The organism is Sphingobacterium pedocola, from assembly GCF_015209965.1.
Lineage (GTDB): Bacteria > Bacteroidota > Bacteroidia > Sphingobacteriales > Sphingobacteriaceae > Sphingobacterium > Sphingobacterium pedocola.
Map to the genome: position 1 here is coordinate 1,068,548 of NZ_MU158690.1, position 22,964 is coordinate 1,091,511.

The following is a 22,964-nucleotide window of genomic DNA, read 5'->3' on the forward strand; positions in this document are numbered from 1 at the left end:
AAATAAAATGCCGAACTTTTTGTTCGGCATAAAATTACGTTAAAAGTTAGATAAATTTTAGAATTTATTTATCGATGAAATCGGGTATTTCTTTAAAATCCTAAGGTAAAACCGAATGTAAAATTGTTTAGACCTTCTTGTGCAGGGCTATTTTCAAATAAATCATTTACATAATATTTAGCAAATAAGCCGAAATCGTCGTATCCAATCCTTACAAAGGGGCCATATTGAAAACTGCTTAAATTGTAGTTGTCTTTGAATTTTTGTTTCCCATTCGCGTCGCTTTTTAATCGCTGGGTACCTTTCAGTAAAATACCAGTCATTGCTCCAAAAGCTACTTTTACACGTTCACCGTTATGGAATTTATTACTGCGCCATTCGAAAGCCAACGGAAGGCGTAGATACGTAGAGGTCAGCACATTTTTTTTGTATTTAACGTCGTTTTCATCTATCACTTGGTAAGATAAATTCGAACTGTTTTCTGTTAATAGAATGTTCTTCTCTAATCTGAAATAATTCCATTCAAAACCACCCGAAAGGTAAGTTTTGAAATTGTCGTTAAATCGCAATCCGACCTGTAATATATCAAACCCGAAGTTGGAAGCTTTTTTGTAGCTTAAGAACTGGTTGTCGTGCGAGAGCGTGAACTTGCCATCATCCATTATTCTTGAAAAACCCCAATCGATTCTCGTAAATGTTATCCCACCAAAGAATCGTGGATATTCTATAGCCTCTTTTTTGTCCTTATCGTCCACTCCAAGATTGATGTTTAACTTTGTTTTATGTTCAGTGGTATCTACCGGGTAGATGCTATCTGTTTCTTGCGCATGCAATGTTATGTGTAAAAGCAAGAGCGCAGAAAGAATTCCAAATTTAATAATCGATTGTATCATGTTATTTTCTTTTTTTAATACGGTTTTTCACTAATGAGTTTATAAAATCTATCCGAATGGAACCTTCATCGTCGGAACGGAATCTGACGTCTTTTTTTGTACTTATTTCTATCTTTTCGGAGATGGTATTTAATATATTGATCACTATCATATTATTGCCTTCGGTAGGTTGAGCGGCATACATGTTTTCCACTTCTTCTTCTGGCTCGATCAACGGTTTTAGCTGCTCCACTTCCGTTACTTGTCGAACGGGTATTTGACTGGAAATATCCTTGTTCGGGATCTCGACTTCGTGTGTCGCGATTTGAAAAGATTTTTCTTCTGCCTCTTCACGAGTATATAAATCTTTATGGATCTCTGCTGCTCCTGCATTTTGTACGTCGAGCTGTCTAACTGGCACGGATTTTTTCTTTGGAATCTTCTGAGCAAATGCTTTTTTTAATGGTTTTATATCTTGCTCTTCCAGTACATTTGTCTGCGTTATCTGTGTTTCCTCCTCGTTTTCGATCGTTTCAGGTCTTGAAGCATTGTTCGTTTTTTCTATTCGTTTTGGACTGGAATTGTCTGTTAACTTCACGCTTTCCTTCTCTTGATTTAAATATCCTGTAATACCCAAAGCGATTAAAAAAACAGCTGCTGCAGTATACTTTAAAAAGCGGAATCTGTTCTTTTTTGATAAAAAAACAACATTATCTTTTTTATCCAATTCCGCTTCGATTCTTTTCCACATGTCGGAAGGCGGATGAGATTCTGCGTGTTCGAAAGCATCTCTAAACAATTTGTCTATATCTTTTTCTTCCATGTTATCTCAGTTCTAATTTCACTAATTTTTGCTGCAGCCATTGTCGTGCTCTGGAGAGTTGAGATTTTGAATTACCCTCGCTGATTTCCAATAAGTCAGCTATTTCTTTATGCGTATAGCCTTCGATTGCGTACAGACTGAAGATCGTTTTATACCCCAGGGGAAGCATCTGGATAACAGCAAGTAAGTCTTTGTAAGAGGTTTGATCTGCCCCTAGTTGACTAACTAGTTTAATATGTTGATCTTCATTCAAAGCCTCTGCGTAGTTTAATTTGTTTTTGCGATGCGTCTCAATGGCGGTATTAATCATTATTCTTTTGATCCATCCTTCTAAAGACCCATTTCCCTCAAAAAGATGATGCTTGGTAAATACCTTTACAAAACCATTTTGCATGATATCGTCTGCTTCCAACGTCGTATGTGCGTATCGTAGGCACACCGGATGCATTTTTTTTGAAAAATAGTGATAAAGTTGAGATTGTGCTCTTCGATTTTGCACTTTACAATCCTCCCAGACTTTATTTAGATCAATATTTTCCAATTTTTAAGTTATTTATGAGGAAGACGCAAATGGAAGAAAAAAGGTTGCATTGGGATGCAATAAAAATTATTTTTTTTCGATATATAATGTACGGTTCTGGTTTTCAGATACTTTTATTTCTATTGTCACGTATGATTCAGGCAATAAGTTAGGGATTTTTTCAGACCATTCTACAAAACAGTAATTCCCAGAATAGAAATACTCTTCATATCCTAGGTCGAATGCCTCTGATTCATTTTTTAGCCGGTAGAAATCAAAATGGTAAAGTGGGCCATTGTCCGAATAGTATTCATTGACGATGGAAAAAGTTGGGCTTGAAGTGTGGTCGTGTACGCCGAGAACAAGACAGAGCTCATTAATAAAAGTTGTTTTTCCGGCACCCATCTGACCATAAAAAAGAAAGATCCGTTCATCTGCAAATGTGGAAATGACGTGTTGAGCTGCTACGCTCAATTCGGAGATGGAATGTAGAGGTACGATCATACTACAAAATTATCTATTTTGTAGTATATGTAGCATATGGAATGATCATTTCTTCCAAAGATATCCCACCATGTTGAAATGTTCCGTTGTAATAGTTGACGAACTGATTGTAGTTATTGGGGTAAACAAAATAATAATCGTCTTTTGCAAAGACAAAGGTGGAGCTCATGTGTAGCTTTGGGAGCTGCACTTCATGCGGATTCTTGATCATAAAGACATCTTTTCCCACATAGTTGAGGTTTTTGCCTTGTTTGTACCTCAAGTTTGTATTTGTGTTGCGATCGCCGATTATTTTGCTCGGTTTTTTAACCCGGATTGTGCCGTGATCGGTCGTTATGATGACGCGAACTTCACGTTGCGCAAGCCATTTCAATACATCTAATAATGGCGCATGTTCGAACCAAGAAAGGGTTAAGGATCGGTATGCTGCTTCGTCGTTTGCCAATTCTCTAATCATCGCGACATCCGTGCGGGCATGCGAGAGCATATCGACAAAGTTATATACCAGTACATTCAGGTCATTTTGCATGAGGTTGTTGATGTTATCAAAAACATCTTTGCCCTGATCCAATGTTAACACTTTCGTGTAACTGTGTTTGATATCTCGTCTGTATAATCTCTTTATCTGGTCTGCGAGAAATTTGTCTTCATATAAGTTTTTGCCACCTTCATCTTCATCGTTTTGCCACAGGTCTGGAAACCTTTTTTCCATTTCCAGCGGTGTTAGTCCGCTGAATATGGCATTTCGCGCATACTGTGTTGCCGTGGGTAAGATGCTGTAATAACTGGTTTCTTCCTCCAGTCGAAAATAGTCGGTGATCACATCATTGATTATTTTCCATTGATCGTAGCGCAAATTGTCTATCAGGAAAAAGAAAGTAGGCTTATCTTCTTGAAGGGAAGGAAATACCTTCTTTTTAAATAACTGATGGGATAGGATCGGCGCGTCATCTGGATTTCTAAGCCAGGCTGTATAATTCCGCTCGATATACTTAGAAAAGAGCGTGTTGGCATCCGATTTTTGCATGGTGAGAATTTCATGCATACTCTCGTCCTCCAGTTTCTCCAAAGACAATTCCCAATAGATCAATTTCTTATATGCGTCTACCCATTCGGTATAATTCAAATCATTGTTCATGATCATGCCCAAATTGCGAAATTCTTGTTGGTACGCCATAGACGTTTTTTCGCTGACTAGTCTTTTATTTTCAGTGAATTTTTTAATGGTCAATAATATCTGTTTAGGGTTGACAGGCTTTATCAAGTAATCGTCTATCTTGGCGCCGATAGCATCCTCCATAAGGTGCTCTTCCTCATTTTTGGTCACTAAAACGGTGGGAATAGAAGGATTGATACTCTTTAAGATACTTAACGTTTCTAGACCGGTAAGACCGGGCATGTTTTCGTCTAGAAATACAAGGTCAAAGGGTTCATTTTTGAAGTTTTCAACTGCATCATTGCCATTATTTACGGTTTTTACTTTATAACCCCTTTCTTCTAGTAAAAGAATATGGGGTCTTAAGAACTCTATTTCGTCATCCGCCCAAAGTATATGTGTTTTTGCCATCATTGAAGTCTTTTTCGTTCTAATTGTATGTGTAGAAAGTAAGAAGTTTGTAAAAATAAAAAATGAAAAGTCTTGAAAATCTTCGTAGTGACGCTAACATACCCATAATAGGTGCCTTAAGAGTTATTTTTAACATTAATTAACTACATTCTGTGTATCTTTGCCCTACCTTAGATTACTTGTATACTGTGTTTTAGTAAGCAAGTCTAAATCTAGATAAGATTTATTAAAATTTATACTTTTTGAATAAGAAAAAAATAATTAATGACCCTGTTTACGGCTTTGTATCAATCCCGTCCGGTTTTATTTTTGATCTTATACAACATCCTTTTTTACAGCGTCTAAGGTATATAAAACAAGTGAGTATGACGCACTTGGTATACCCTGGCGCATTGCATACGCGATTTCAACATGTTATCGGTGCCATGCATCTAATGCAGTTGGCTATAGATACATTAAGAAGTAAAGAGGTACGGATTACGGAGCAAGAAGAAGATGCGGTTTTAATTGCTATTCTGTTGCATGATATTGGGCACGGACCTTTTTCACATTCGCTAGAACATACTATTATTGAAGGTGTTTCGCATGAGGTTATTTCTGCTTTATTGATGGATAAATTAAACATACAGTTTGATGGCAGGTTGGATCTAGCGATTACGATTTTTAATAATCAGTATCACCGAAAGTTTTTACATCAATTGGTATCTGGTCAGCTAGACATTGATCGGATGGATTATCTTAATAGAGATAGTTTTTTTACAGGCGTGTCTGAAGGCGTAATTTCTTTTGATCGTATTATAAAAATGTTGACTGTAAAAGATGACGAATTGGTGGTGGAGGTAAAGGGGATTTATTCCGTAGAAAAATTCCTTATCGCTCGTAGATTGATGTATTGGCAAGTATATTTGCACAAGACTGTGATTGCAGCTGAACAGATGCTTATCAAAGCGCTAGCTCGGGCAAAAGAATTAAGCAATGCGGGAGAAGAGCTCTTTGCGACACCGGCTTTGAGCCACTTTTTGGGAAATAAGATAACAGCGGATAATTTTGAAGAAGACCCCATCCATTTAGCTTGGTTTACAAAACTGGATGATACGGATATTATGTCCGCTTTAAAAACCTGGTGTGATCACGATGATTTTATTCTTCGCACCTTATGCAGCAAATTAATGAAACGTGATCTTTTCCGTACCGAAATGCGTAATACAGATTTCACCGATATCGAATTGAATGAAATCAAGGAACGGGTGAAAAGCTATTTTGACTTGAAGGACAATGAAATTGATTATTTCTTTTACCATCAAGTCGTTCAAAATAGCGCTTATAGTGCGGGGAGCAGCCCCATTAAGATCGCAAATAATAAAGGGGAGCTTAAGGATATTGCGGAGGCCTCCGACTTGTCTAATTTGGAAGCACTTTCGAAGCGGGTCGTAAAATATGCCATATCATACCCGAAAGAAATTTCATTGTCAGGTCAGTATGATATTGAAAATAAAAAAGTTAAAGTTAATTAAGAAAAAGATACATTTGTAATTAGATGCAAATTACAGCACAACAGATTGCCACATTTTTAGAAGGGAAGGTAGAAGGAAATCCAGATGAAGTTGTCTCTCAATTATCGAAGATTGAAGAGGGGGCTCACGGTAGTCTATCGTTTCTGTCGAATCCTAAGTACGAGCACTACATTTACGATACAGACGCAAGCATTGTAATTGTGAATGATAGCTTGATGCTTTACAAACCTGTCAAGACGACATTGATTCGTGTAAAGAATTCTTATACTGCCTTTACGGAGGTGCTTAAGCTTTATAATAGTTTGCGATTGGAACGTAGCGGACGGGATGAAAGCATTTTTGTGCATGATACTGCCGTTATCGGTGAAGGTGGATATATTGGTGGATTTTCTTACATCGATAAGCAAGTTAAGATCGGTAAAAATGTCAAAATATACCCGCGGGTTTATATTGGTGAAAATGTGACAATAGGCGATAATACAACATTATTTCCAGGCGTAACAGTATATTATGATTGTATCATTGGAAAAAATGTGATAATCCATTCGGGAACTGTTATCGGTAGTGATGGTTTTGGATTTGCACCGAAAGAAGATGGAACATATGATAAAATTCCCCAAATAGGAAATGTAATAATCGAAGATAATGTGGAAGTAGGGGCAAATACCGTAATAGACAGGGCTACATTGGGATCGACTGTGATCCATGAAGGTGCCAAATTGGATAATTTAATCCAAATTGCACACAATGTGGAGATCGGTAAAAATACGGTAGTTGCTGCTCAAACTGGCATTTCAGGAAGTACGAAGGTGGGCGAGTATGTCGTATTAGGAGGCCAAGTGGGCGTAGTGGGACACATCACGATTGCGAATGGTTCTCAGGTGCAAGCGCAGTCAGGGATTAATAAAAGCATTAAAGATGCTAATAAAAAATGGGGTGGATCACCTTCCACACCTTATTCAAGTCAGTTGCGCTCGCAAGTATTGTACTCAAAATTACCTGAATTAGAAAAACGTATAGCAGAACTTGAAAAACAATTAAAAAATAAATAAAACCAAATATTGCAATAAAAATGATGGATATGAACGTGAAGCAACGAACGATTAAATCTAATATTACGATATCAGGTGTCGGTCTACACACGGGGAAATATGTGACGATGACGTTGATGCCTGCTTCTGAAAATCATTGGTTTAAATTCAGAAGAATAGATTTAGAAGGTCAACCTGTCGTTACTGTCGATGCCGATAATGTTTCAGATACTTCTCGCGGAACGACTATTTCACAGAATGGAGCTTCTGTAAGTACTATTGAACATCTAATGGCGGCATTGATCGGCCTTCAATTAGACAATATTCTGATCGATATTGATGGTCCCGAAGTGCCCATATTAGACGGAAGTTCCGCAATTTTCGTTCAAAGAATAAACGAGACAGGTTTCGTCGATCAAGATGCTGACCGTGATTTTTACGAAATAAAAGAAAATATTCACTATGGTGAACCGGATCGAAAAGTGGAGATTGTAGCGATGCCTTTGGATGGTTATCGCCTTACCTGTATGATTGACTTTAATTCATCTGTATTGGGAAGTCAACATGCATCTGTAAGTACGATTAACGAGTTTACTAAAGAGATTTCTTCTTCTCGTACGTTTTGTTTCTTACATGAATTGGAAGCCTTAGTGAATAAAAATTTGATTAAAGGTGGCGATTTGTCTAATGCTATCGTTATAGTAGACAAGGAGGTAAGTGATGAAGAATTATCAAAGCTGAAATCCCTTTTCAATAAAGAAGTAACTGTAGCGGATGAGGGTATCTTGGATAATATACAATTGCGATATCAAAACGAACCTGCAAGACATAAGCTACTCGATATGATAGGCGATTTGGCTTTAGTGGGACGTCCTTTGAAAGGTCATATTATGGCGGCGAGACCAGGACATGCTGCTAACGTGGCTTTTGCAAAACGTATTAAAACTCAAATAAAAAAGGATAAGGGCCGTAAGAATGCAAAAGCTTACGATCCCAATGTTGTGCCGGTATACGACACGGTTCAGATCATGAACATTTTGCCTCATCGTCAACCCTTTTTGATGGTGGATAAAATTTTGGAATTATCTGAAACACATGTGGTGGGCTTAAAGAATGTAACGATGAACGAAGATTTGTTTATGGGACATTTCCCTGGGGCTCCAGTTTTTCCCGGTGTACTTCAAATCGAGGCCATGGCGCAGACCGGAGGGATATTGGTGCTTAATACCGTTCCAGATCCAGAAAATTGGTTGACTTTATTCTTGAAAATTGAAAATGCACGTTTTAAGAATCAGGTTCACCCCGGGGACACCATTATTTTTAGTTGTGAGCTTCTAGAACCTATTCGAAGGGGCATCGCGCGCATGAAAGGTGTAGGGATGGTCGGAGATAAAATAGTAAGTGAGGCCGAATTGATGGCTCAAATAGTTAAAGTTAAATAAATTAAAATAATGATACAACCGTTGTCATATATACATCCGGATGCTAAAATTGCTGCAAACGTAGTCATTGAGCCGTTCAGCACGATTCATAAGGATGTAGTGATCGGCGAAGGAACCTGGATAGGTTCCAACGTGACGATTATGGATGGAGCGCGAATAGGGAAAAACTGTAAAGTTTTCCCCGGTGCTGTAATTTCTGGCGAACCTCAGGATCTGAAGTTTGAAGGAGAGGTCACGACTGCTGAGATAGGCGATAATACGACTATTCGTGAGTGTGTTACCATCAATAGGGGTACTAAGGATCGCTACAAAACAGTTATCGGAAAAAATTGCTTGATTCAGGCATATAGCCATATTGCACATGATTGTATCATTGGTGATAATTGTATTTTCTCCAATTCGAGTACCCTAGCAGGGCATATCACGGTAGGCGATTACGTCGTTTTGGCCGGATTGGTTGCCGTGCATCAATTTTGTAAAATCGGTTCTCACGCCTTTGTAACCGGTGGTACATTGGTTCGTAAAGATGTGCCCCCCTATATTAAAGCAGCACGGGAACCTATTGCATATGCAGGAATCAATTCCGTGGGATTGCGCCGAAGAGGTTATACCCCGGAGCAGATTACCGAAATACAAAATATTTATCGCGTACTCTTCGTTCAGAATAGAAATCTTTCTAAAGCACTAGATTTGGTGGAGGCTGAATTTAAGGCTACAGAAATACGCGATGAAATTCTAACCTTTGTACGTAACTCTAACCGCGGAGTGGTAAAAGGGTTCAACCAAGGTAAAACAGGTGTTTAATTTAATTTAGTGATTATTGAATATAACTTTACTTGATATTGGCAGAAGGTATAACCAAGAATGGATCTTTAGACATATTGATTATACCTTCTCTTCCTCAAAAAAATACGCTATTCTAGGACCTAATGGTGCTGGAAAATCTACCCTTATCAAAGTCCTCTCGGGCAATCTTACACCTAGTGGAGGTAGAATTGTTTTTGAGAAAGATGGACAAGAAATTGATGTGGAAAATATATATGCTCATCTTACGATTGCCGCTCCTTACGTTGAATTAATAGAAGAGTTTACGCTAAATGAGTTGCTTGATTTCCATTTTAAATTTAAATCTTACTATAAGAACTTTGATAAAGAGTCTATCATTTCTCTTTTAATGATGGAAAAAGCTGTTCATAAAGAAATCAAACATTTTTCTTCGGGAATGAAACAACGCGTCAAATTGGCATTAGCTTGTTGTTCAGACTCTGATATCGTATTGCTGGATGAGCCGATGAGCAATATGGACGTACAGGGTGAAAACTGGTGTATCGAACTTCTTGAAAAGACGATTTCTTCTGAGCGATTACTTATTGTCGGATCCAACCAAACAAAAGAATATCATTTTTGTGATGATTTTATTTCGGTTGTCGATTATAAGTAATTAATGATCGCGATTACTTGTGAAAAAAAGCAATTTTGCCTAAGTTTGTCCATTAATACGAAAAACTAAATTTAAAATGGCAAAAGCTTCAGACGTTAAATCAGGAAATATTCTTCGTTTTAATGGCGAATTAGTATCTGTTGAGGAGTTTATACACCGTACTCCGGGCAACTTACGTGCTTTTTATCAAGCGAGAATGCGTAATATAAAAACAGGGAAATTAGTAGAATATCGTTTCCGAACAGACGAGGAAGTGGAAATTGCCCGTGTGGAGACTAATGACTATCAGTATTTGTATGATGACGCTGATTTCTTTGTTATCATGGACAATGCTACATATGAACAATTTAATGTGCCCAAAGCACTCTTCGGAAATTCGGCACGATTCTTGAAAGAAGGTATGAATGTGATCGTGGCTTTTGAAAGTGATGAGCCCATCATGGCGCAAGCTCCCTCAAATGTTGAATTAGAAATTACATATACGGAGCCTGCCGTGAAAGGAGACACGTCTACAAATGCATTAAAAAATGCCACTGTGGAAACAGGTGTAGAGATTAAAGTTCCTCTTTTCATTAATCAAGGAGATAAAGTAAAGGTAGATACCCGTACCGGTGATTACATCGAACGCGTAAAATAATAAGAATTTAGGTTTAGGTTGATTATTCGGTCTTGATAGCGCTCAGCTTCAAGGCCGTTTTTTGTGAAAGTTTTTTAGTCCGAGATGTTATGATGACAAAAAGAGAACTTCGTAAAGTGTATAGGGAAAAACGACTTTCATTAGACGAAGGACATCGTGAACAGCTAGATAGCAAACTTTTCCATCAACTTATCAGATTAGATTGGAGCGGATGTAATTATTTACATGTCTTTATATCATTGCCTAAATACAATGAGCCAGATACTTCACGGTTTATTAAGTGGATCCAGAATCATTATCCCGATATAAAACTGGTGTTGTCTAAAACTGATCTATTAGATGGATCAATGATTAATTATCTTTGGGATCAAGATACCTGTATTGCGCAAAATCAATGGGGTATTTTTGAACCGGTAGGAGGGGAGATTATTCGTGAGAAATTGATAGATAGTGTGTTGGTTCCCTTATTGCTGGCGGATAAAAAGGGAAACCGGATCGGGTATGGAAAAGGATTTTATGATCGTTTTTTAGTGAACTGTAGAGATGATGTCCGATCTATTGGATTAAGTTATTTTGATTTGGTGGAGCAAATTGTAGATACTGAAGAATGGGATTTTCCGTTGAAATACTGTGTAACTCCGGATAAAACCTATCGTTTTTAACGATGACATTGTTATCACTAAGTTCACGTTGTAATTAAGAACCGCCAAATGTCGGTTTTAAATGAAGGTTTATTTTAGACAATTCGTCGCTTGGGCCGCGACATGGCCTAAACTTTTTCTTGGTAAAAAGTTTAACAAAAATCAAGGCTGATACCGTATTTGTCGTTTCGGCGACACGATGATGCAGCGCACAGCTCTTAGGCCTCCGGCGCTCTGCCCGCAGGCAAAGGCTGAGATCTGCTTGGACAGCACAAATATGAACCTTTCTGCAACACATCATCCGCGGCCTACTCGTCCAAATGCGCTAAGGCCGCTTTTTTAATTCTGCTGAAGTAATAAGAGACATTTAATAATAACGCACTATCTGTACAATCGCGACAAATGTCGCCTTGTCCATTTGCCAATTGTAGGAGGAGGCACTATCTATCGTGGCGAATGGTCACAGCGACGATTTTTTGTTTCTTTTATTAAAAAAAGAAAGAGCCAGTCCGGCGGTGAGGACAAAGAAACATGAAAAATCTGCCACTGTCAAGCGACAAAAGAAAGATGCTTAAAATAAACCTTCGTTTTCTACCCTTATTTATATAAAATTCGGAATTTTATAGTTTGATCAATTTGCTTTAGCTGTTTCAATAAACCTTTATCGTAGTCTGCTTCGATGTCTGTAACAGCATAACCAATATCACCACGTGTCATCAGAAATTGTGAGATGATATTGATGTTATTTTCTGCGTATATGTTGTTTAGCTGAGCCATGATACCGGGCACGTTTTTGTGGATATGTAACAACCGATGACCTTTAATTTTCTTGGGTAAGATTAGGTTTGGGAAATTACGGCTTTGATCTGTATCGCCATTGTTAATAAATTCTGCCATACGTCTAGGGATGTATTCTGCATTTCGAATTTTATTCTTTTTATCGTCAAAAACTACTATACCTTTTTCATTACAGATATTTTTGTCGACATGACCTTTAATATCCCCTAAAAAACCAATGGTTTTCAGCTTATCCGCTCGAGATAGTTGGTCATCTGAGATCACCACGTCGGGACCTAATAGGAGTAATCCGACATCTTTAACATATTTCTCTTCTAACGTATCCTTAACGCGAATGGATAGGCCATCACGTTTTAGAATATGGGAAGATATTTCAGGAACTTGACCCACGATAAGGCATAAAATCCTGTTTTTGGGATAGGATATAGCCCTGGGTAGATCATTAACGTACAAGAACTCATCGAAGCTTGGTGTGACATGATCTGCTTTGTCGGTCACACTTTGACGAGAGATGTTTTCCGTATAGGCGAAGAATTTCTCTATTAAACCTGATTCTTTGAGTTGAAAATCAGAGTATCCATCTCCAATACCATATATGGTGCCTTCAATTTTTAATTCTTTCAGTAGCTTAACCTTTCCACCTTCATCGGATAAAGGGTTGGTTTCATCATAACCAATGATATTACCCTCCTCGTCAAACTTGAATGTATTGGCGTAGATGTTTTCTTTTTTTATACCGTATGGAGAAACTACAGGCGTAATAAACTCCTTAAATCCTCCTGAGACAATCCACGCCGTATCCGCATTTTGTTTGAAAAATTCACGGTTTCTATCAAATGATTTAGAAACGCGTTTCTTTAGGTGAATAATGAGTTTATTCAAATGTGTTCTATTTGCTTGCAAAAGCGAGACACGGCCTGCAAGACTTTCACGGAATGAAATCTTGCCTTCCATTGCCAAATTGGTGTAACGTTCAATCTCATTATATATTTTCTCTTGGTCGGGATGACCGTCAAGGGAAATGCGTGCTAATTCGTCCAATGCTTCTACCTGCGTAAAAGTACTGTCAAAATCTATAATGTAGTAGTTTTTCATTAATATAATTATTTTTAATCTTACCGTGTAAAGCAGGACACGAAGATTCGATCACTAGCTTGTGCAAGATTCACGATTGCTTAGGTTGTTTTATAGTATGTTTCAGTGATTTCCTGAAGAGTTTGATCTAACGGTTTAAATGTATAACCAATAGAATTCCTTATTTTTTCATTTGAGTACGCCAGTTTTGCCGCTGATGCGCGAGTAGATTCCTGTGTCAATGCGGGCCTGGTATTTTTTACGATAGCGATTAATTTTGCGACCCGCCATGCGATGTCGAGCATGAAAGGTTTAGCTTCAATTGAAGGTTCTTTCTTTCCCAATAGCTTCGCTATACGTTGTAAAAGATGGCGATTTGAAATATTCTCACTATTTAAGATAAATCGTTCACCTGTGATTTGGGGCGTATTCATCAATTGTATCATGATGTTAGCCACGTCTTGTACATCTACTATACCTACTGAACCAGGGGGGTAAATTTTGATCCCGTTGTTGACTAAGTTGAAGATGATATTGGAACTAACTTTTCCTGATCCTATTCCCATTATTACAGATGGGTTAACGATTATGGCGTCCAGCCCTTCGGTAATGCCCCTCCATACTTCCAATTCGCTCTCATATTTGGAGATGGCGTAATTCGAAATATGCGGATCCCTTTCCCACTTATCAGTTTCATTTACGGGTAGACCTGTTTTATTAGTTCCTAATGCTGCGATCGAACTTACATGGATGAGGCGAGTATTATGTTTTATACATAGATTAACGATGTGGCGCGTACCTTCAATATTAGCATGGAGCATTTCTGCCGCGTCGTTTTTCTGATATGAAATCTTTGCGGCACAATGATATACCTGTTTAATATCCGTGAATATATCTTCTAACGCAAAATAATCGGTCAAATCTGCGTCAATCCATTGTATTAATGAAGAAGCTCGAAAATCTTCCGGAATGATTGAATTCGCTCTTTTTATTGCTATGATAGCTCTTCCCTCATTAATTAATTGCTTAATTAATGTAGATCCTAAAAAACCCGTACCCCCAGTTACTAATATCACTTGCTAACTTAATGTTGAAAACTTATTCTTTTCAAAAGTAAGGTAATAAATGCATATTTGCGAAATACTTACTTATAAAAGTTCAGTCGGGCTGAACAAAATCGTATTAACATGATATCATTAGCAGATTTCTTTTCCCCTATTTCCCTTTCCGATTTTTTATCTGATAAGGAGTACTATAACTCGCAATTTGGGAACACTATTCAGAAATATGAATCTTCTTTTCCTAATCTCGAATCCAGGGAGGAGCGTCCGCAATTGGCTATTTTAGGGGTAGAAGAAGATCGATCTGCTATTGGTAACAAAGGAACAGCCAAAGCTCCAAATGCAGTTCGCAAGCATCTTTATAGCCTGTATCAAGGTGATTACGACGTGAAGATTGCTGATCTCGGGAACATCAAAGCAGGATCGACCATTAATGATACGTATGCTGCTTTAAAGGTAGTCGTTGAAGAGTTGATAAAATTGGATATTTTACCAATAATTATTGGAGGAGGGCAGGATCTGACTTATGCACAATACAGGGGGTACGAAGAGCTGGAACAGCGTGTTGAGGTTGCTGTGGTTGATGCTAAATTTGATTTGGATCAGGAGCACGCAGAACGGACGCCATTAAATTCGCAGACGTATTTAAACCATATTATTCTACATCAACCGGATTATTTATTCAATCTGAACAATGTAGCCTATCAAACGTATCTAGTCAGTAAGGAGTCGATTAATATGTATGATAAGTTGTATTTTAATGCGCAACGTGTCGGTATGATCTCCGGTAAATTGGATCAAGCTGAGCCTATCATTCGCGCAGCCGATTTGGTGAGTTTTGATATTGGTGCCATTCGTGCTTCAGAAGCACCTGGAAATGCAAATGCAGGGCCAAATGGATTATTTGGTGATGAAGCATGTCAGCTAGCCAGATATGCCGGTATGTCGGATAAATGCAGTTCGGTTGGTTTCTATGAATTCAATCCAACTTTTGACCCAATGGAGCAAACGGCTATGTTGGTGTCTCAGATGATCTGGTGCTTTATAGACGGTTATTACAATAGAAAGAATGATGCACCATTGATTCCAAAATCGGCCTACATTATTTACCGTACGACATTGGAAAACGAGGAGCATGAGTTGGTTTTTGTAAAAAGCAAAAAGTCGGATCGGTGGTGGATGCAGGTACCCTATTTTGGGTCGAAATCGGTGAACGAACGTTTTTACCTCGTTCCGTGCCGGTATGAGGATTATCAGATTGCAGTGTCAGGGGAGATGCCTGATTTGTGGTGGAGAACACACCAAAAGTTACAGTAACTTCGACGTAACTATGGATATTTTATATTTTACGATCATACTCGCATTGGGAACTATTTGCGCTTATCTACTTTGGCGAAGCGGAAAGCATGTTTCACGGGAAAGATACGTAACATTAACTGAAGAGAAGCAGGCCGTTGAAATTGTATTGGCCAAAATACAAGAAAGGGAAGAATTGCTTTCTCGAGAAAATGTAGCGAGGCTACAGGCATTGGAGAAAGAGCGGCAAGAACGACAGGCGTTGGAGCGCACACTAGAAGGTACTAACGCTTACTTGCAAGCGCAACAAGAGAAGTTTCAGGAGCAAAAGGAAGAAATAACGACCATTAAACAACAATTTAATGTGGAATTTCAAGTCCTAGCCAATAAAATTTTAGAGGAAAAAACCTTGAAGTTTACAGAAGTCAACCAGCGTCACTTAGCGTTGTTGTTGGATCCATTAAAGGAAAAGATTAAAAGCTTTGAGGAGCGGGTAGAGAAAACATATAATCACGAGGCTGCAGAACGAAATGTTTTGAAAGGTGTGGTGGAACAATTAATGCTACAGAGCAATGAGATAAAAAATGAGGCTAACAATTTAACAAGAGCCTTACGTGGTGACAATAAAAAGCAAGGGAATTGGGGCGAGGTTATTTTAGAACGTGTACTCGAAAGATCCGGATTAACGAAAGATCAGGAATATAGATTGCAGGCTTCTTTTGCCGATGAACAGGGGAGAAGGCTGCAACCCGACGCTATTATCGATCTACCAGATAGCAAGCATTTGGTAGTGGATGCTAAAATTTCTTTAATTGCTTACGAACGATGGGTAAATGCAGAAACCGATGAGGAGAAGTTGCATTATTTGAAACAGCATATTTATTCGATTGAAAATCATGTTAAGGATCTTTCTGTAAAGAATTATCAGGAGATTTACGGAATTCATTCGCCGGATTTTGTGTTGCTTTTTATGCCGATCGAATCGGCACTGAGTACGGCGGTAACGAGTAAGCCTGAATTATTTTCTGACGCTTGGGATAGGAGGGTGGTAATTGTTAGTCCTTCTACCTTATTGGCGACCCTTCGTACAATTGCAAGTATGTGGAAGCAAGAAAGACAGACCCGGAACGTGCTGGAGATTGCGCGCGAAGCAGGTGCCTTGTACGACAAGTTTGTAGGTTTCCTGACCGATATGCAGCAGCTTGAAGCGTATTTACACAAGGCCACTGAAAAGCATGCTGATGCCATGAAGAAGCTCTCCTCGGGTTCAGGTAACGTAATCCGGAAGGTAGAAAACCTGAAAACGTTGGGTGCTAAGACAACGAAAAAAATAGATGATAGTTTTTTAGGTGAATAGTACATAGAGACTCCAGTCTCTATGTACTATTGGAAAATCAATAGCCCACCGCGGTATCGTCTCCTCGGTGATCTGCGCCTACTTGAAGTTTGCCATTTGGCAGCTTTATAATATTTTCCACTCGTCCGATAGGGCCTCGCTTGTTGATGTTATAGCCGTCTTTTTCCAGACTTTTACGTACTTCGCTCGAAATAGCACTTTCTTCTACGTCAATATGATCCGGCATCCATTGATGGTGAAATCGGGAGGCACTTACCGACTCCTGGGCAGTCATTCCGAATTCTAAGACATTTAAAATAGTCTGAAATACGGATGTGATAATCGTTGATCCTCCCGGTGTTCCTACAACCATGAGCAATTCTCCATCACGTTCTACGATGGTGGGAGACATTGCGCTCAACATGCGTTTTCCGGGTTCTATGGAGTTCGCTTTCCCGCCCAATAAGCCATACATATTTGGCACTCCGGGCTTAACAGAAAAGTCATCCATCTCATTGTTAAGCAAAAAACCAGCACCATCTACAAATACAGCTGAACCGTACGAACCATTGATTGTTGTGGTAAGTGAAACTGCATTACCCTCTTTGTCTACTATGCTGTAATGGGTGGTTTCTTCCGATTCATAGCCCGGGAATTTTGAAGCTTTTATGGTGTTGCTCGGAGTCGCTTTGTGTAAGTTGACGTCCGACATCCGCTTTTGATTGCGGTCCTTGTCGATAAGATATTCAATTGGAACATTATAGAAATCGGGGTCGCCGAGGTGGGTTGCCCTGTCAGCATAGATGCGTCTTTCGGCTTCTACTAGCACACGTACAGCGCTATCTGATTGAAAACCCCATTTGGATAAAGGATATTTTTCAACTGATTGTAGTAAGGCCATCAAAGCTATGCCGCCGCTGGAGGGTGGAGGCATGGATATTATTTTATTGTTTTTATAATAGCCTACAATTGGTTCGCGCCATAAGGCTTTGTAATTCTCCAGATCCTGATGTGAAATGATTCCGTTTCCACGTTGCATCTCCGCAACGATCAAGTTTGCCGTTTCACCCTTATAAAATCCATCGCGTCCTCGTTCAGCAATTCTTTCAAGTGTTTTAGCAAGTTCAAGTTGCACAAATAGATCTCGTTCTTGCCAATTGCTTTCTTTAACAATAGCAGCTCCATTTGGATTGAATTGCATAAACCTTTTCTTATGGGTATTGAACTCGTGTGCTTGTCTGGCTGTGATACGAAATCCTTCTTTGGCGAGGTCGATAGCGGGGCGCACAAGATCTTTCCAAGGGAGCGTTCCATATTTTTTATGGGCTTCGTCCATGCCGGCGACGGCTCCGGGGACTCCAGCTGCAAGGTGGCCATCAAGGCTCAAAGAGGTAATAGGATTCATGTTCTCGTCGAGGTACATATCACGCGAAGCTTTCGCCGGAGCCTTTTCCCGGAAATCCAGAGAGGCTAATCCGCCTTCCTTGTCGCGATATACTAAAAATCCGCCACCACCAAGGTTTCCTGCGTTAGGATACACTACTGCCAAAGCAAATTTTACGGCAATCGCTGCATCAATCGCATTTCCCCCTTTTTTCAAGATATCAACACCGACTTGCGATGCCAAGGGATGTGCCGTCACGACAGCACCGTTCTTATATTCAGCGCTTTCTGACGTGCTGCTTTGTTGGGTTACACAACTGGTACTTAAAAAGGCAATAAAAAGGATATACCAAAAATTTTTCATAACTGTAATGTTCTATTTGTGTGCATATAAGCATGTGCGGGTAACCACGTTTTAAACTTAGAGAAATTTAGTTTTATTTTATAGTAGAAATATTAGAAAGTTGTATTTATCTTTAAAAGTTGCTCATCAATAACTAATTTTTTCACTTTATGCGTTTGCTATTTTTAATTGTATTTCTAAGTTTATGTCTCTCATCATTTGCACAGTCATTAAAAGTTCTTACGTATAATATACACCATGGAAATCCGCCAGGTAAACCCGGGAAGATAGATTTGAGCGCGATAGCTAAGGTAATTAACGATGCAGATGCTGATCTCGTTGGAATTCAGGAAGTAGATGTTAACCTGTCGCGGTCGGAAATGGTCGATCAAGCTGGGAAATTGGCTGAGATGACAAAATCTAACTATTACTTTTCCAAGGGGATAGATTTAGAAAATGGTGAATATGGAACCTTGATATTGACAAAACACCGTATCATTAGCCAACGCAGATATGATTTACCGATGCCGGTAAAAAGCGAGAATCGTTCCTTAGCCATTGTCGATGTTGAGCTTCCCGATGGAAAGGTCGTTTCTTTTGCCAACACACATCTAGACCTGAAAGAAGAAAATAGGATAGCGCAAGTGAAATACATCAACGAACTTGGGGTTCGGTATACAAGGCCTCTTATTTTGGTAGGGGATATGAATGCAAGACCAGATCAAACACCTATGCAGTTATTGCAAACACACTTTGTTCGTAACACCAATACAAATGAACCTACCTCGCCAAATGTTAATCCGAAGAATGAAATCGACTACATATTGGTCGGAAAACACAGCAAATTTAAATGGATTAAATACGAGGTGGTAAGCGAAAAACATGCTTCAGATCATCTTCCTTTGTTTGCAGAGATTGAAATAGAGTAATTTATTTTAGTTTCTCATTGTTTTTATGCCTGTCTGCATCGCGAATAGACTTTTTCTGCAGATTTTTTTCTAAAGCATCTGTCAGGTCTATTCCTGTTTGATTTGCAAGACAGATTAACACAAACAAAACGTCTGCCATTTCATCCCCGAGATTAACCTCTTTATCGGATTTTTTAAAGGACTGTTCGCCATATTGTCTTGCCATAATGCGTGCGACTTCGCCTACCTCTTCCATCAACATCGCCGTATTCGTCAGCTCGTTAAAGTAGCGAACGCCTGTAGAGGTAATCCATTTATCGATAACTTCCTGTGCTTCTTTTATTGTCATTTTTCTAGTATTGAGATTAGATTGGGGAACAAAGAACCTTGTTCCTTCATCTTTGTTTTAATGGTTCTCTTTATCCTTTGTGTTCATGATGATCGTAACGGGGCCATCGTTAAGTAAGTCGATCTTCATGTCGCCACCAAATATTCCGAGTTGTACTTCTTTTCCTAATAAGGTGCTTAAATATTGTGCCATATCTGTGTATAGTGGTTTTGCGTTTTCAGGCTTCGCTGCACGGATAAATGATGGTCTGTTCCCTTTTTTTGTTTGTGCAAACAATGTGAATTGTGAGATTAATAAGATGTTGCCTTTCGCGTCTTGTACGGATTTGTTCATTAATCCATTCTCATCAGAGAAGATACGTAAATTAACCAATTTCTGACTTAACCACCTGATATCTTCAGCGGTATCATCTTCTTCTATACCCAATAGAACCAATAGTCCCTGTTCAATCTTGCCCGTAACGGTTTGATCAACCGTACAAGAGGCCCTAGTAACTCTTTGAATAACTGCACGCATGGGGTAAAAGTAACAAGTAAAAAGGGAAAAATCAAAAGTGAAAAATCCAGCTTGTTTGCCTCTCGGAAGACCAGTGCCGTTAAGTCAGCGATATCCTGTCTTTTGACGTCATATCGATGAGGAACGAGGAGATATCTAAGAACGCGAGGGGACGGCACTGTGAAAGTAAATCACAGATAAAGTAAAAAGCGAATCCGCAGATTTGCAGATTCGCTTCTAAAAAAATCTAACACCTAATTCCTAAAATCTGATATTTAATCCCAGCATAAAGTTCGTTTCTGCCTGTGGATAGTAGAAATTGTAATGGTATCGATTACCTGCTGTATCCATCGATCCCCAGGTATATCCATTTGTTTGATATCTGCTATTGAATATATTATTTACACTTAAATTTAAATCAATGCGTTCTATTCCCCATGTTGAAAAGCTGTACACTGCTCTTACGTTGTTTACAAAAGAAGGGTCAATGCTCCGCTCCTCTGCAGAAGTGTTGTCAAGATACATTCTGGAAACGTATTTACTGATAAAACTAAAGGACAACGGCTTAATGGGGCTGTACGTCAAATCATTGCTTAATACCGTTGAAGGCGACATACTAATATTCGTTTTGTCGTAGGTGATCGGTTTTAGCTCTACCAAATTCCAATCATCATCATATACCGAATTGTACTCCACAAAGTTTTTGATCTTATTATCACTCAAGGCAGCCGTTGCTTTCCATACAAACTGAGGACTAATTGTCCAAGCGCCGTCAAATTCAATACCAATGCGGTAGCTGTCGTCTACATTTTGCCTAATCGTACTGCCGACATCGTTCAGCGCTCCTGTATTAATAAGCTGGTCTTTATAAAACATGCCATAGACATTAGCACCAATATTGAAGCTTTCATTTTTAAATCGGTATCCTGCTTCTATATCTTGCATTTTTTCGGGTTTTGGAAACTCGTTTAATGGATTTTCGACATAATCTTTTCGTACCGGCTCCTTACTGGCGTAGGCATAAGAAGCATAAAAATTCGATTGTGGATTCACAAAATAGGTGAAGCCAATTTTCGGGTTAACAAAGTTCAACTTATCTTCAAAATCCAGATCCTTAATCTTGTCGTCGTCTCCTTCAATGCGATAGTAGAGATTACGGTATTGTATATCCAGGTTTATAAGCCAGTTCCCAACGCTGTAATCTGTCTTTGCATAGATATTGAAATCATTTTTTTGTGCATCATTAAAATAGTATTTGTCATTAATTTCGCTATTTGATGCGTACCTTGCCCAGATCACTTCACCATAATGATCCCCACGATATTGGTTGTAAGCCCCTCCAACTGTAAATTTCAGGTTGTTAGAAGGGTTGTAATTCAGTCCATAGGTCAATCCATAAAAGTGATTGTCGAGCCATCTTCTACGGATGAGATCGCTTTGTTCGATAGTTTCCGACCCTATCGCGACGGGAGCGATATTGTAATGCGCGAGTTCATCCTCCGTCCTATATTCTTCGTAATACCCTGCACCTCTCGTATAGTGTAAGGCAGAATTCAAGCTTAACTTATCATTTATGATATTGGTATAATGTAAATGCGCATGTGTTTGCGTATAATTGTCCGTCTGGTTATCGTACGTGTAATAGTTATATTTTCTGTCTGCGTTTAGCAAGCGGTCCAGCTCTGGCCCGCCGTATATTTCCATCGCTCCAGCATAATCGCCTAATAAAGCTCTATCTCCTTTTATCAACGGTTCAGGAGTACCATACCACGCTTGGTAGGTCTTTTCTTTTCCAGAGAATACAGTTGCTTTTAAAATATGTTTATCGGTGTAAAGCCCACCGTCTACGTAAAAGGACTTTAGGTCTGAGGAAGCCCGTTCAATATAGCCATCAGATGCAATTCGTGACAGTCTGGCATTAAAGGCATATTTGTTGTTTAATAATCCCGATCCTACTTTTAATGTGTTTTTCCATGAATTATACGAGCCAAAGGAATTGTTGAGTTCGGCATAGGGTTCCGATTCCAAGATATCAGTCTGTATATTTAATGAAGCCCCAAAAGCACCGGCACCATTTGTTGATGTGCCAATGCCACGTTGTACTTGAATACTTTGTGTGCTGGATGCAAAATCGGGTAAATTGACAAAAAACGACCCCATACTTTCCGCATCATTTAGTGGAATCCCATTTAAGGTAACGTTAATCCGCTCGTTATCGGAGCCGCGTACGGTCATTTTTGTATAGCCAATGCCCGCTCCTGCATCCGATCCGATGACTACACCCGGAGTCTGGTCTAATAAATAGGGGATATCTTGTCCGAGATTCTTTCTGTGGAGCTCTTCTTTGCTGATATTTGTGTAAGTTGTCGCAGAATTCTCTTTGGCACGCGTGCCGTAAACAAAGATCTCTCCGGTTTGAATGCTGGCTATTTTAAGCTGAATAGTGATCTGTAAAGCAGTATCCGGACGAATAACCCGTGTCACTGTTGTATAACCGATATGGGTTACTTTTAACGTGTAATTCTTTTGTGCCGGTGACTGGAATTCGGCGACTCCCGTCTCATTTGTGACGGAGTTAATTTGGTCTAACGATACGGTAGATCCAGGCAATGGCCTTTGATTTTCATCAACGACTTTGATAACTAATCGGTCTTGCGAAAAGCCTATCAATACCACAAGACATAATGTCAAAGTGACAATAAGTTGCTTAAACATAATAAAATTAAAATTTTTGAGTTAAACATACTATTGCAAGGGGTCACAATAGCTTTCATTTAACCGCCCTTCCCTACGCTGGCATTATCCAGATCAGGTACGTCTCATTTAAAGGAGACCGGGTATAATCTCAGCCTTACTTCATGTTCATTGAACAAGGCACCCCTAATCGATGCTGCAAAGGTATTGCTTTTTATTCCTAAAATAAAATTTA

General features: G+C 39.1%; 21 protein-coding genes. 10 read left to right on the top strand and 11 right to left on the bottom strand.

The window, feature by feature from the left end; translation table 11 throughout:
- Positions 1-92: 92 nt before the first annotated feature.
- The 5 genes from C4F40_RS14535 to porX form a co-directional block, all read right to left on the bottom strand.
- Entirely contained in the window at positions 93-893 is an 801-nt protein-coding gene (locus tag C4F40_RS14535) for an outer membrane beta-barrel protein (protein ID WP_231390075.1), read from the bottom strand.
- 1 nt (position 894) lies between these two features.
- Positions 895-1,695 carry a hypothetical protein gene (locus tag C4F40_RS14540; protein WP_196940104.1) on the bottom strand — a complete coding sequence of 267 codons (801 nt, stop codon included), beginning with the start codon at positions 1,693-1,695 and terminating at the stop codon, positions 895-897.
- Position 1,696: 1 nt separating this feature from the next.
- Positions 1,697-2,236 carry an RNA polymerase sigma factor gene (locus C4F40_RS14545; protein WP_196940105.1) on the bottom strand — a complete coding sequence of 180 codons (540 nt, stop codon included), beginning with the start codon at positions 2,234-2,236 and terminating at the stop codon, positions 1,697-1,699.
- A 66-nt stretch (positions 2,237-2,302) separates the two neighbouring features.
- A complete protein-coding gene (gene tsaE / locus C4F40_RS14550) occupies positions 2,303-2,719 on the bottom strand; it encodes a tRNA (adenosine(37)-N6)-threonylcarbamoyltransferase complex ATPase subunit type 1 TsaE (protein WP_196940106.1) in 417 nt (138 codons plus the stop codon).
- Between the two features lie 13 nt (positions 2,720-2,732).
- Positions 2,733-4,286, bottom strand: coding sequence for a T9SS response regulator signal transducer PorX (gene porX / locus C4F40_RS14555; protein ID WP_196940427.1), 1,554 nt, complete (start codon positions 4,284-4,286; stop codon positions 2,733-2,735).
- A gap of 242 nt (positions 4,287-4,528) precedes the next feature.
- Between porX and C4F40_RS14560 the strand changes: the two genes are divergently transcribed.
- The 7 genes from C4F40_RS14560 (at position 4,529) to C4F40_RS14590 (ending at position 11,013) form a co-directional block, all read left to right on the top strand.
- A complete protein-coding gene (locus tag C4F40_RS14560; protein WP_196940107.1) occupies positions 4,529-5,800 on the top strand; it encodes an HD domain-containing protein in 1,272 nt (423 codons plus the stop codon).
- A 23-nt stretch (positions 5,801-5,823) separates the two neighbouring features.
- Positions 5,824-6,852, top strand: a complete 1,029-nt coding sequence (gene lpxD, locus C4F40_RS14565; RefSeq protein ID WP_196940108.1) for a UDP-3-O-(3-hydroxymyristoyl)glucosamine N-acyltransferase — start codon at positions 5,824-5,826, stop codon at positions 6,850-6,852.
- A 29-nt stretch (positions 6,853-6,881) separates the two neighbouring features.
- Positions 6,882-8,273 carry a bifunctional UDP-3-O-[3-hydroxymyristoyl] N-acetylglucosamine deacetylase/3-hydroxyacyl-ACP dehydratase gene (locus tag C4F40_RS14570; protein ID WP_196940109.1) on the top strand — a complete coding sequence of 464 codons (1,392 nt, stop codon included), beginning with the start codon at positions 6,882-6,884 and terminating at the stop codon, positions 8,271-8,273.
- Between the two features lie 9 nt (positions 8,274-8,282).
- Complete coding sequence (gene lpxA, locus C4F40_RS14575; RefSeq protein ID WP_196940110.1) at positions 8,283-9,077, top strand: acyl-ACP--UDP-N-acetylglucosamine O-acyltransferase; 795 nt, start codon at positions 8,283-8,285, stop codon at positions 9,075-9,077.
- Between the two features lie 16 nt (positions 9,078-9,093).
- Positions 9,094-9,714 carry an ABC transporter ATP-binding protein gene (locus tag C4F40_RS14580; RefSeq protein ID WP_196940111.1) on the top strand — a complete coding sequence of 207 codons (621 nt, stop codon included), beginning with the start codon at positions 9,094-9,096 and terminating at the stop codon, positions 9,712-9,714.
- Positions 9,715-9,790: 76 nt separating this feature from the next.
- A complete protein-coding gene (gene efp / locus C4F40_RS14585) occupies positions 9,791-10,351 on the top strand; it encodes an elongation factor P (protein ID WP_196940112.1) in 561 nt (186 codons plus the stop codon).
- Positions 10,352-10,440: 89 nt separating this feature from the next.
- The gene (locus C4F40_RS14590) at positions 10,441-11,013 is read left to right on the top strand and encodes a 5-formyltetrahydrofolate cyclo-ligase (RefSeq protein WP_196940113.1); all 573 of its coding nucleotides are present in this window, start codon (positions 10,441-10,443) and stop codon (positions 11,011-11,013) included.
- Between the two features lie 576 nt (positions 11,014-11,589).
- Here C4F40_RS14590 and C4F40_RS14595 read toward each other — a convergent pair.
- The gene (locus tag C4F40_RS14595; RefSeq protein WP_196940114.1) at positions 11,590-12,885 is read right to left on the bottom strand and encodes an HAD-IB family phosphatase; all 1,296 of its coding nucleotides are present in this window, start codon (positions 12,883-12,885) and stop codon (positions 11,590-11,592) included.
- 80 nt (positions 12,886-12,965) lie between these two features.
- Positions 12,966-13,940: an NAD-dependent epimerase/dehydratase family protein gene (locus C4F40_RS14600; RefSeq protein WP_196940115.1), complete on the bottom strand. Its 975-nt coding sequence runs from the start codon at positions 13,938-13,940 to the stop codon at positions 12,966-12,968.
- A gap of 114 nt (positions 13,941-14,054) precedes the next feature.
- Here C4F40_RS14600 and C4F40_RS14605 point away from each other — a divergent pair, with 114 nt between their 5' ends.
- Together C4F40_RS14605 and rmuC are read left to right on the top strand one after the other, a co-directional pair.
- Positions 14,055-15,242, top strand: a complete 1,188-nt coding sequence (locus C4F40_RS14605) for a formimidoylglutamase (RefSeq protein WP_196940428.1) — start codon at positions 14,055-14,057, stop codon at positions 15,240-15,242.
- A gap of 13 nt (positions 15,243-15,255) precedes the next feature.
- A complete protein-coding gene (rmuC, locus tag C4F40_RS14610; protein WP_196940116.1) occupies positions 15,256-16,578 on the top strand; it encodes a DNA recombination protein RmuC in 1,323 nt (440 codons plus the stop codon).
- A gap of 37 nt (positions 16,579-16,615) precedes the next feature.
- On the opposite strand, the gene ggt is transcribed toward rmuC, so the two are convergent.
- Positions 16,616-18,304, bottom strand: a complete 1,689-nt coding sequence (gene ggt, locus C4F40_RS14615; RefSeq protein WP_196940117.1) for a gamma-glutamyltransferase — start codon at positions 18,302-18,304, stop codon at positions 16,616-16,618.
- A 149-nt stretch (positions 18,305-18,453) separates the two neighbouring features.
- Between ggt and C4F40_RS14620 the strand changes: the two genes are divergently transcribed.
- Positions 18,454-19,212, top strand: coding sequence for an endonuclease/exonuclease/phosphatase family protein (locus tag C4F40_RS14620; RefSeq protein ID WP_196940118.1), 759 nt, complete (start codon positions 18,454-18,456; stop codon positions 19,210-19,212).
- Position 19,213: 1 nt separating this feature from the next.
- Here C4F40_RS14620 and C4F40_RS14625 read toward each other — a convergent pair whose 3' ends face one another.
- From C4F40_RS14625 to C4F40_RS14635, 3 genes are all read right to left on the bottom strand, one after another.
- Positions 19,214-19,540, bottom strand: a complete 327-nt coding sequence (locus C4F40_RS14625; RefSeq protein WP_196940119.1) for a nucleotide pyrophosphohydrolase — start codon at positions 19,538-19,540, stop codon at positions 19,214-19,216.
- 57 nt (positions 19,541-19,597) lie between these two features.
- Entirely contained in the window at positions 19,598-20,056 is a 459-nt protein-coding gene (dtd, locus tag C4F40_RS14630; protein WP_196940120.1) for a D-aminoacyl-tRNA deacylase, read from the bottom strand.
- A 240-nt stretch (positions 20,057-20,296) separates the two neighbouring features.
- Positions 20,297-22,750, bottom strand: a complete 2,454-nt coding sequence (locus C4F40_RS14635; protein WP_196940121.1) for a TonB-dependent receptor — start codon at positions 22,748-22,750, stop codon at positions 20,297-20,299.
- Positions 22,751-22,964: the final 214 nt, after the last annotated feature.